Raw genomic sequence first — 9,095 nt, forward strand, 5'->3', positions numbered from 1 at the left:
AATGCACGCACGGTCGGGTCGCTGAGCTTGTTCACGGGAACGGTCATGCCCCCACCCGTACACCCGCGGGGCGCCCGTCTCCGGGCGCCCCGGCCGTGAGGTCCCCCCGACAGCGGTCCGGAACCGTCAGGACCAGTCGCAGGCCTTGCCGTCGCCGTCGCGGTCGAGACCCGACCGTGCGTGCATTCGTCACGGCCCTCAACGCCAACGACGAGCAGGCCCTCTTCGAGGTGCTCACCCCCGACGCGACCATGTCCGACGACGGCTCCGACCGCGATCTGCGGGAGTGGCTCGACCGGGAGGTGTTCGTCTCGCGCGGGCACATGGACGTCGTGTCCGAGACGAATGACGGGCTCACCCTCGTCGCCGACTACCGCAACGACACCTGGGGCTCGATGCGTACCAAGTGGGTCTTCACCGTCGAGGGCGAGAAGGTCTCGCGGTTCGAGACCGGGCAGGCCTGACCCCCGCGTCGGCCGGGGGGCGCGCTACCCCCGGCCGATGTACGGCATCGCCGTCGCCATCACCGTCGCGAACTGCACGTTCGCCTCCAGCGGCAGCGCCGCCATGTGCACCACCGTCGCCGCCACGTCCGCCGCGTCCATCACCGGCTCCACCGCCAGCTGACCGTTGGCCTGGAGGATGCCGGTCTGCATGCGGGCCGTCATCTCCGTCGCCGCGTTGCCGATGTCGATCTGGCCGCAGGCGATCCGGTACGGGCGGCCGTCGAGCGACAGGGACTTCGTCAGGCCCGTCATCGCGTGCTTCGTCGCCGTGTACGCGATCGAGTGCGGGCGCGGCACGTGCGCCGAGATCGAGCCGTTGTTGATGATCCGGCCGCCCTGCGGTTCCTGCTCCTTCATGGCCCGGAAGGCCGCCTGGGCGCACAGGAACGCGCCCGTCAGGTTCACGTCGACCACCGCGCGCCAGGTCGCCGGGTCCAGGTCCTCGACGGGGACGCCGCCGCCCGCGAACGTACCGGCGTTGTTGAAGAGCAGGTCGACGCGGCCCCAGCGGTCCCGTACCCCCGTGAAGAGGGCGGTGACCTCTTCCTCGGACGTGACGTCCGTCGGGACGCCCAGGAAGTCGCCCGCCGGCAGGGCCGCCGCCGTCTCCTCCAGGGCCTCCGCCCTGCGGCCCGCCAGGGCCACCGACCAGCCGGCCGCCGCGAGGGCCAGCGCCACGCTCCGGCCGATGCCCGAACCGGCTCCCGTCACCACTGCGATGCTCATGGGCGCGCAGCGTACGCGAGACGCGTGCCCCATGAACTCATCCGTCCGACACGTGGATGTTCTGTACTCGACAATGTGAGGTCGTTCCCTGCCCCTCGAATGACGGACGGACAGCATCCGTCTGGGGAGGGGCACATGACCTACGCACGCCATTCCGAGGAACTCCGCGCCGCCGCACGCCACTTCGGCCGTCGGCGGTTCCTGACCGTCACCGGCGCCGCCGCCGCGCTCGCCTTCGCCACCCAGCTGCCCGCGGCCGGCGCCGCGGCCGCCGCCGAACTCGACGCCCGGCGTGTCACCGAGGACCCGTTCACCCTCGGCGTCGCCTCGGGCGACCCGCTCCCGAGCTCCGTACTGCTCTGGACGCGGCTCGCGCCCCGCCCCTTCGAGCCCGAGGGCGGACTGCCCGCCGAGCGGGTCTCCGTGCACTGGGAGCTCGCCCACGACGAGCGGTTCACCCGGATCGTCCGGCGCGGCCTGGCCGCCGCGCACCCGGAGTTCCGGCACGCCGTCCACGTCGAGGTCGAGCACCTCGACCCCGACCGCGTGTTCTTCTACCGCTTCCGCGTCGGCGACTGGGTCAGCCAGGTGGGGCGGACCCGTACGGCCCCGGCGCCCGAAGCCCGCAACAGTGCGCTCAAGCTCGCCGCCGTCTCCTGTCAGGCCTACCACGACGGGTACTTCACGGCCTACGGCCACCTCGCGCGGGAGGACGTCGACGTCGTCTTCCACCTCGGCGACTACCTGTACGAGTACGCCGTCAACGCCACCGGCGGCGCCCGCGCCTACACCGACCGCCGGCTGCCCGACCTGTTCAACCGGGAGACCCTCACCCTGGACGACTACCGGCTCCGCTACGCGCTCTACAAGTCCGACCCCGACCTGCGCGCCGCGCACGCCGCCCACCCCTTCGTCGTCACCTGGGACGACCACGAGACCGAGAACAACTACGCGGGCGACATCCCCGAGAACGACGTCCCGCCGGAGGAGTTCCTGCTCCGCCGCGCCGCCGCCTACCGCGCCTACTGGGAGCACCAGCCCCTGCGCCGCCCCCAGCAGCCCGAGGGCCCCGACATGAGGCTGTACCGGCGGCTGCGCTTCGGGCGGCTCGCCCAGTTCGACATCCTCGACACCCGCCAGTACCGCTCCGACCAGGCGTACGGGGACGGCTGGCAGGTCCCGGGGCCCGAGTCCGAGGACCCGGCGCGCACCCTGACCGGCGCCGCGCAGGAGCGCTGGCTGCTCGACGGCTGGCAGGCCTCCGACGCCCGCTGGAACGTGCTGCCGCAGCAGGTCGTCCTCTCCGAGCGCCGCGACCGCTCCACCGCCGGCTTCAAGCTGTCCATGGACTCCTGGGACGGCTACCCGGCCTCCCGGCAGCGGATCCTCGCCGGGGCGGAGGCCGCCGGCGTCGAGAACCTGATGGTGCTCACCGGTGACGTCCACGTCGGCTACGGACTCGACATCAAGGCCGACTTCCGCGACCCGGCCTCCCGGACCCTCGGCACCGAGATCGTCGCCACCTCGATCTCCAGCGGCAAGGACGGCGCCGACCGGCCTTCGAACTACGACAAGCTCATGGCGGCCAACCCGCACCTGCGGTTCTTCAACGGGCGGCGCGGCTACGTCACGGTCGCGCTCGGCGAGGAGAGCGCCCGTGCCGACTTCCGTACGGTGCCGTACGTGACCCGGCCGGGCGCCCCCGTCACCACCGCCGCCTCCTACGTCACGGAGGCGGGCGACCCGGGTCTCAAGCCCGCGTAGCCGCGAGCTCGGAGGGATAGCGGACGCCGATGCGGTCCCGCACCGCGTCGAGCGTCCGCATCACCGCCAGCGAACCGTCCAGGGGGACGAGCGGGGACTCCGTCTCGCCCGCCCGCAGGCAGCGCATCACCTCGGCGGCCTCGTGCCGGAAGGAGAGCGGGTCGTCCGTCGACACGAACTCCTCCGGCTCGTGGCCGTTGCGGCGCAGGGTGAACCGCTCGGGGAAGAAGAAGCCGCGCGGGACGTCGATCCGGCCCTCCGTGCCCGTCACCGAGGCCGTCAGCGGCGTGTCCGCCTCCAGCGAGCAGGACAGCAGCGCCGAGGCGCCCGAGTCCCAGCCCAGCAGCATGCCCGTGTTCAGGTCGACGCCCTCCGGCGAGATCCGCGCGTGCGCCTGGACCGCGGACGGCTCGCCGAGCAGCAGGTGCGCGAACGACACCGGGTACACGCCCAGGTCGAGCAGCGCCCCGCCGCCCACCGCAGGGTCCCGCAGCCGGTGGCCGGCGTCGAAGGGGCCCGCGAGCCCGAAGTCCGCCTGGACCGTGCGGACCTCGCCGATCGCCCCGCCGCGGACCAGTTCCGCGATCCGCCGGATCAGCGGGTTGCAGTACATCCACATGGCCTCCATGAGGAAGAGGCCGCGGTCCCGGGCGAGAGCCGTCAGTTCCTCCGCCTCGCGGGCGTTGAGTGTGAGAGCCTTCTCGCAGAGCACCGCCTTGCCCGCCTCCAGGGCGAGGCCGGCGGCCGTGCGGTGCGCGTGATGCGGAGTCGCCACGTACACCACGTCGACGGACTCGTCGGCGAAGAGCCCGGCCCACTCCCCGTACGCCCGCGGAATCCCGAACCGGTCCGCGAAGGCCTTCGCCGAGGCCTCCGTGCGGGACGCCACCGCGACCACCTCGGCGCCGTCGAGCGCCAGCAGGTCCTTGGTGAACCGCTCCGCTATCCCACCCGTCGCCAGGATTCCCCAGCGCACCGTCCTGTCCTTGTCCATCTCCACCCCACAGGTCTCGACCATCCCGGTCGAACTGAGAGCATAGGTAAGGATTCAACGAAATGGAGCAGTCGATGCCGGAGAGCGGCCAGAAAACAACACAGGGACACATAACCGAAACCACCCCGGTCGTCACCGCCGCTCGGCGGACGGGGCTCCTCGTCACCCTCGTCCTGGGCGGACTCACCGCCCTCCCCCCGCTCTCCATGGACATGTACCTCCCGGCGCTGCCGGAGGTCACCGGCGCGCTGAGGGCCCCCGCCGCCACCGTGCAGCTCACCCTCACCGCCTGCCTCGCCGGCATGGCCCTCGGCCAGCTCGTCGTCGGACCCATGAGCGACAAGTGGGGACGCCGGCGCCCGCTGCTCGTCGGCATGCTCGTGTACGTCCTCGCCACCGCCGTCTGCGCCCTCGCGCCCACCGCCGAACTGCTCATCGGCTTCCGGCTGCTCCAGGGCCTCGCCGGCGCCGCCGGCATCGTCATCGCCCGCGCCGTCGTCCGCGACCTCTACGACGGCGTCGAGATGGCCCGCTTCTTCTCCACCCTGATGCTGATCTCCGGCGTCGCCCCGATCATCGCCCCCCTCATCGGCGGCCAGATCCTGCGGCTCACCGACTGGCGGGGCGTCTTCCACGTCCTCACCGTGATCGGCGTCCTGCTCACCGTCGTCGTCTGGCGCTTCCTCCACGAGACGCTGCCCGCCGAGCGACGGCACGAGGGCGGGGTCGGGCAGGCCCTGCGCACCATGCGCGGGCTCCTCGCCGACCGGGTCTTCACCGGCTACATGCTGACCGGCGGCTTCACCTTCGCCGCCCTCTTCGCGTACATCAGCGCCTCCCCGTTCGTGGTGCAGGAGATCTACGGCGCCTCCCCGCAGACCTTCAGCCTGCTCTTCGGCCTCAACTCCGTCGGGCTCGTCGCCGTCGGCCAGATCAACGGCAAGCTCCTCGTCGGCCGCGTCAGCCTCGACAAGGTGCTCGGCTGGGGCCTCGGCACCGTCCTGCTCGCCGGCCTCGCGCTCCTCCTCATGACCACCGGCGTCCTCGGCGAGGTCGGTCTCGCCCCCATCGCCGCCGGACTCTTCGTCCTCATGTCCGCGATGAGCCTGGTCCTGCCCAACACCAACGCCCAGGCCCTGATGCGCACCCCGCACGCCGCCGGCTCCGCCTCCGCCCTCCTCGGCACCTCCTCCTTCCTCGTCGGCGCCGTCGCCTCCCCGCTCGTCGGCATCGCGGGCGAGCACACCGCCGTCCCGATGGCCGTCGTCCAGCTCGGCAGCGCCCTCCTCGCCCTCGCCTGCTTCCTGGGCCTGTGCCGCCCCTGGCGCACGACGGAGCGGGCCGATGCGCCCGCCTAGACTGTTTCGGTGAACGCCTCCGCTCCCTCCGCCGACTCCCTGCGCGCCGCCCTCGCCGCGCTCCTCGACGGGCTGCCGCCCAACCGGGCCGCGCAGGCCGTCGAGCGGCTGATCGCCAACTACCGGGGCACCACCCCGACGGACGCCCCCGTGCTGCGCGACCGCTCCGACGTCGCCGCGTACGCCGCGTACCGGATGCCGGCGACCTTCGAGGCGGTACGGGGCGCCCTGTACGCCCTGCGGGAGGCCGCGCCCGACTGGGAGCCGCGCAGCCACACCGACGTCGGCGGCGGCACGGGCGCGGCGAGCTGGGCCGTCGCCGAGGCCTGGGAGGACGCGCCGCCCCGCACCACCGTCCTGGACTGGGCGGAGCCCGCCCTCACGCTCGGCCGCGAGCTGGCGGCCGGGGTCTTCGACGCCGAGTGGCGGCGCGAGCGGATCGGCGCGGCGCTGAACCTGCCCGCATCCGACCTGGTCACCGTCTCGTACGTCCTCAAGGAGCTGACCGAGGCGGACAGGGCGGCGCTCGTCACCGAGGCGGCCCGCGCCGCGCAGGCCGTCGTGATCGTCGAGCCCGGCACCCCCGACGGCTACGAGCGGATCATCGCGGCCCGCACGCAGCTGATCGACGCCGGCTTCACCGTCGCCGCGCCCTGCCCGCACAGCGGGGCCTGCCCGATCGTGCCCGGCACGGACTGGTGCCACTTCTCCGCCCGGGTCAGCCGCTCCTCGCTGCACCGGAAGGTGAAGGGCGGTTCGCTGCCGTACGAGGACGAGAAGTACGCGTACGTCGTCGCCGTCCTCCCCCAAGCTCTCGGCTTCGCTCGAGCAGGGGGGACCCCCCTCCCAGTGACCCCGGCGACCTCCCGCATCACCCGCAGGCCGCAGATCCGCAAGGGCCAGGTGCTGCTCGAACTCTGCGGGCCCGAGGGCCTCGGCCGCGACACGGTCACCAAGCGGCACGGGCCCCTGTACAAGCAGGCCCGTGACGCGGAGTGGGGCGACGCCTGGCCGCCGGAGGACGAGGACTAGGGCCTGCCCGGCTCTAGGGCCGCAGCTCCTGGGTGCAGCACTTCACGCTGCCCCCGCCCTTGAGGAGTTCGCCCAGGTCCATGCCGACCGGTTCGAAGCCGCGGGCGCGGAGCGGGTCGAAGAGACCCACCGCGGCCTGCGGCAGCAGGACGTTCCGGCCGTCGCTGACCGCGTTGAGGCCGAGGGCGGCGGCGTCCGTCCCCGTCGCGATCAGGGCGTCCGGGAAGAGCCGGGCGAGCACCTTGCGGCTGCCGGGGGAGAAGGCGTCCGGGTAGTACATGACCTCGTCCCGGGCGTCGTCCAGGACGCACAGCGCCGTGTCCAGGTGGTAGTAGCGCGGGTCCACCAGCTCCAGGCCGATCACCGGGCGGCCGAAGAACTCCTGTGCCTCGTCGTGGGAGAGCGGGCTGGAGCGGAAGCCCCGGCCGGCGAGGATCCAGGAGGCGGTGACGGCGAAGTCGCCCTCGCCCTCGTTCACGTGCTCCGGGGACCGCACGGCGTCGTCCGGCCAACCGTTCCTGCGGAACCAGGACAGGTGGGCCTCGGCCTCGGCCGCGCGCTCCGGGTGGGCGAACTTCGCGCCGAGGACCCGGCCCTCGACGACCGTCGCGCCGTTCGCCGCGAAGACCATGTCCGGCAGCGCCGGGTCGGGCTCCAGGAGCTCCACGGTGTGGCCGAGCGAGCGGTAGCGGTCGCGCAGGTCCTCCCACTGGGCGAGGGCGAGCGGCAGGTCGACCGGTTTCGTGGGGTCCATCCAGGGGTTGATGGAGTACGTCACCGTGAAGTGCGTGGGTGGACACATCAGATAACGGCGGGGCGAGGACGTGCGCGGAGTGGTGCGCAATGAAGCCTCCTCACGGAGAACGGTCGGTGATCGGTTGACGACCGGAGGACCCCATGGTCCGCTCTCGGCGGGCTTCGCGCAGTGGACCGTTCGGGTGGTTCGGTCCTGTTCGAGTGGCGAGACGTCTCGTCTCGCCCGCTGCTAGATTGAAGCCATGTCCGAGACCAGGCCCGATTCCATGCCCGATCCCAAGTCCGCGCCCATGTCCGCGTCCAGGCCCGCCAAGGCCGCCCCCGACGCCTCCCGCCGCAGCGAGCGCTCCCGCCGCGCCATCTTCGACGCCGCCCTCGCCCTCGTCTCCGAGACCGGCTACGCGAAGACCACCATCGAGGGCATCGCCGCCCGCGCCGGCGTCGGCAAGCAGACCATCTACCGCTGGTGGCCCTCCAAGGCGGCCGTCCTCCTCGACGCCTTCCTCGACCTCGCCGCCCGCGCCGGCGAAACGTCTCGGGGGAAAGACGCCCACGGCGGGGAAGGGGGCAGTGAGATCCCCGACACCGGGGACCTCGCCGCCGACCTCAAGCACGTCCTGCGCGCCACCGTCGACGAGCTGAACGACCCCGCCTTCGACACCCCCACCCGCGCCCTCGCCGCCGAGGGGATCGTCGACCCCGAGCTCGGCGCCCGCTTCACCGAGGCCCTGCTCGAACCCCAGCTCCGGTACTACGTCCGCCGCGTCGAGGCCGCCCGGGCCAAGGGAGACATCGACCCGGCCGTCGACCCCCGCGTCGCCGTCGAACTGCTCGTCGGACCGCTCCACCACCGCTGGCTCCACCGCACCGGACCGCTCACCCACGCCTACGCCGACGCCCTCGTCGACCACGCCCTGCGCTGACTCGCCCCGCGCACCTGACCGACCCCGGTTCCGCACTCCGGTCACCCGGGGCGCAGGATGGTGGGACCATGGGCAGAGCCGAACGGGCGAGCATGAGGTGTGAGGGGATAGATGGGCGACGGCATCGGCCGCTACCGCGGCACGGAGAGCAAACTCGCACAGTGGCTGCGCAGGCGCCCCAAACGCACCGCGGCCGACGAGGAGAACGACCGCGAGAAGCTGCTCCTGGCCACCGCCGCCGCCGGGCTGCCCCTGGCCCCCGCCGCGTACCCCGTCGGCTACAGCTGTTCCTGTGAGCGGATCGGCTGTCCCACCCCCGCCCGGCACCCCGTCTCCTTCGCCTGGCAGACGCAGTCGACCACCGACCGCGCGCAGATCGAGCGCTGGGCGCGGAACGAGCCCGAGGCGAACTTCATCACCGCCACCGGCATGGTCCACGACGTCCTCGACGTGCCCCTCGCCGCCGGCCGCGCCGCCCTTGAGCGCCTCCTCGCCGAGGGCGTCGAGGTCGGGCCCGTCGCCGAGTCCGCCGACGTCGACACGGTCGGCGGGCGGATGCTCTTCTTCACCGCCACCCGCGGCACCCCCGAGGACGAGGACGAGTGGTGGCCGTGTGAGCTGGACTGCCACCCGGAGACGATGGACGAGCACCCGGGGCTGCGCTGGCACTGCCGCGGCAGCTACGTCCTCGTACCGCCGGCCCGGCTCCCCGGCGACGAGGACGCCCATCCGGTCGTCGCCTGGCTCCGTGGCCCCGAGCACCCGCTGCCCGACCCGCTGAACCTCCTGGAGGCCCTCCAGGACGCCTGCGCCCGCCACGCGGCCGAGCGCGAGGCGGGCGGGGGGCACACGGCCCACGAGATCGCCTGGCCGCTGACCCGCTAGGGCCTGCCCGGCCGCACCCGGCGACCCCGCGGACCCGCCGCACCCGGCGACCCTGCGGACCCGCCGTATTCAGCGACCCCGCGGACCCGCCGTGCCGTCGGCCGGGCCGACGGGGGAGGGGTTACGAACCCTCCGCGCCCACCACGCCCTG

Annotated in this window: 9 protein-coding genes; 6 read left to right on the forward strand and 3 right to left on the reverse strand. The window is 73.1% G+C overall.

All coding sequences use genetic code 11. The annotated features are described in order from the left end of the window. Positions 1-176: 176 nt before the first annotated feature. Positions 177-464: a hypothetical protein gene (locus CCN56_RS27355; RefSeq protein ID WP_086830619.1), complete on the forward strand. Its 288-nt coding sequence runs from the start codon at positions 177-179 to the stop codon at positions 462-464. A 24-nt stretch (positions 465-488) separates the two neighbouring features. Here CCN56_RS27355 and CCN56_RS27360 read toward each other — a convergent pair whose 3' ends face one another. Continuing rightward, positions 489-1,265 carry an SDR family oxidoreductase gene (locus tag CCN56_RS27360; RefSeq protein ID WP_086830620.1) on the reverse strand — a complete coding sequence of 259 codons (777 nt, stop codon included), beginning with the start codon at positions 1,263-1,265 and terminating at the stop codon, positions 489-491. A gap of 102 nt (positions 1,266-1,367) precedes the next feature. Here CCN56_RS27360 and CCN56_RS27365 point away from each other — a divergent pair, with 102 nt between their 5' ends. After that, the gene (locus tag CCN56_RS27365; protein WP_086830621.1) at positions 1,368-2,996 is read left to right on the forward strand and encodes an alkaline phosphatase; all 1,629 of its coding nucleotides are present in this window, start codon (positions 1,368-1,370) and stop codon (positions 2,994-2,996) included. On the opposite strand, the gene CCN56_RS27370 is transcribed toward CCN56_RS27365, so the two are convergent. Then, positions 2,983-3,990, reverse strand: coding sequence for a Gfo/Idh/MocA family protein (locus tag CCN56_RS27370; protein ID WP_086830624.1), 1,008 nt, complete (start codon positions 3,988-3,990; stop codon positions 2,983-2,985). The genes CCN56_RS27365 and CCN56_RS27370 overlap by 14 nt on opposite strands. A 74-nt stretch (positions 3,991-4,064) precedes the next feature. On the opposite strand from CCN56_RS27370, the gene CCN56_RS27375 reads away from it, so the two are divergent. Further along, positions 4,065-5,348 (forward strand): Bcr/CflA family multidrug efflux MFS transporter, encoded by a 1,284-nt coding sequence (locus CCN56_RS27375; RefSeq protein ID WP_086830625.1) that lies wholly within the window; start codon positions 4,065-4,067, stop codon positions 5,346-5,348. A gap of 9 nt (positions 5,349-5,357) precedes the next feature. Next, positions 5,358-6,380: a small ribosomal subunit Rsm22 family protein gene (locus CCN56_RS27380; RefSeq protein ID WP_086830622.1), complete on the forward strand. Its 1,023-nt coding sequence runs from the start codon at positions 5,358-5,360 to the stop codon at positions 6,378-6,380. Positions 6,381-6,393: 13 nt separating this feature from the next. Here CCN56_RS27380 and ddaH read toward each other — a convergent pair whose 3' ends face one another. After that, complete coding sequence (gene ddaH / locus CCN56_RS27385) at positions 6,394-7,224, reverse strand: dimethylargininase (RefSeq protein WP_373412906.1); 831 nt, start codon at positions 7,222-7,224, stop codon at positions 6,394-6,396. 202 nt (positions 7,225-7,426) lie between these two features. On the opposite strand from ddaH, the gene CCN56_RS27390 reads away from it, so the two are divergent. Both CCN56_RS27390 and CCN56_RS27395 read left to right on the forward strand, forming a co-directional pair. Next, complete coding sequence (locus CCN56_RS27390; protein WP_086830627.1) at positions 7,427-8,059, forward strand: TetR/AcrR family transcriptional regulator; 633 nt, start codon at positions 7,427-7,429, stop codon at positions 8,057-8,059. Positions 8,060-8,170: 111 nt separating this feature from the next. Next, positions 8,171-8,944 carry a bifunctional DNA primase/polymerase gene (locus CCN56_RS27395; protein ID WP_086830623.1) on the forward strand — a complete coding sequence of 258 codons (774 nt, stop codon included), beginning with the start codon at positions 8,171-8,173 and terminating at the stop codon, positions 8,942-8,944. Positions 8,945-9,095: the final 151 nt, after the last annotated feature.

Source organism: Streptomyces sp. NRRL B-24572 (assembly GCF_002156145.1).
GTDB lineage: Bacteria > Actinomycetota > Actinomycetes > Streptomycetales > Streptomycetaceae > Streptomyces > Streptomyces vietnamensis.

Bases quoted from the DNA above. Each gene is read 5' to 3' on its own strand.
- CCN56_RS27370 (WP_086830624.1), bottom strand. From the start codon at position 3,990: ATGGACAAGGACAGGACGGTGCGCTGGGGAATCCTGGCGACGGGTGGG.
- CCN56_RS27395 (WP_086830623.1), top strand. From the start codon at position 8,171: ATGGGCGACGGCATCGGCCGCTACCGCGGCACGGAGAGCAAACTCGCA.
- CCN56_RS27360 (WP_086830620.1), bottom strand. From the start codon at position 1,265: ATGGGGCACGCGTCTCGCGTACGCTGCGCGCCCATGAGCATCGCAGTG.
- CCN56_RS27375 (WP_086830625.1), top strand. From the start codon at position 4,065: ATGCCGGAGAGCGGCCAGAAAACAACACAGGGACACATAACCGAAACC.
- CCN56_RS27365 (WP_086830621.1), top strand. From the start codon at position 1,368: ATGACCTACGCACGCCATTCCGAGGAACTCCGCGCCGCCGCACGCCAC.
- CCN56_RS27390 (WP_086830627.1), top strand. From the start codon at position 7,427: ATGTCCGCGTCCAGGCCCGCCAAGGCCGCCCCCGACGCCTCCCGCCGC.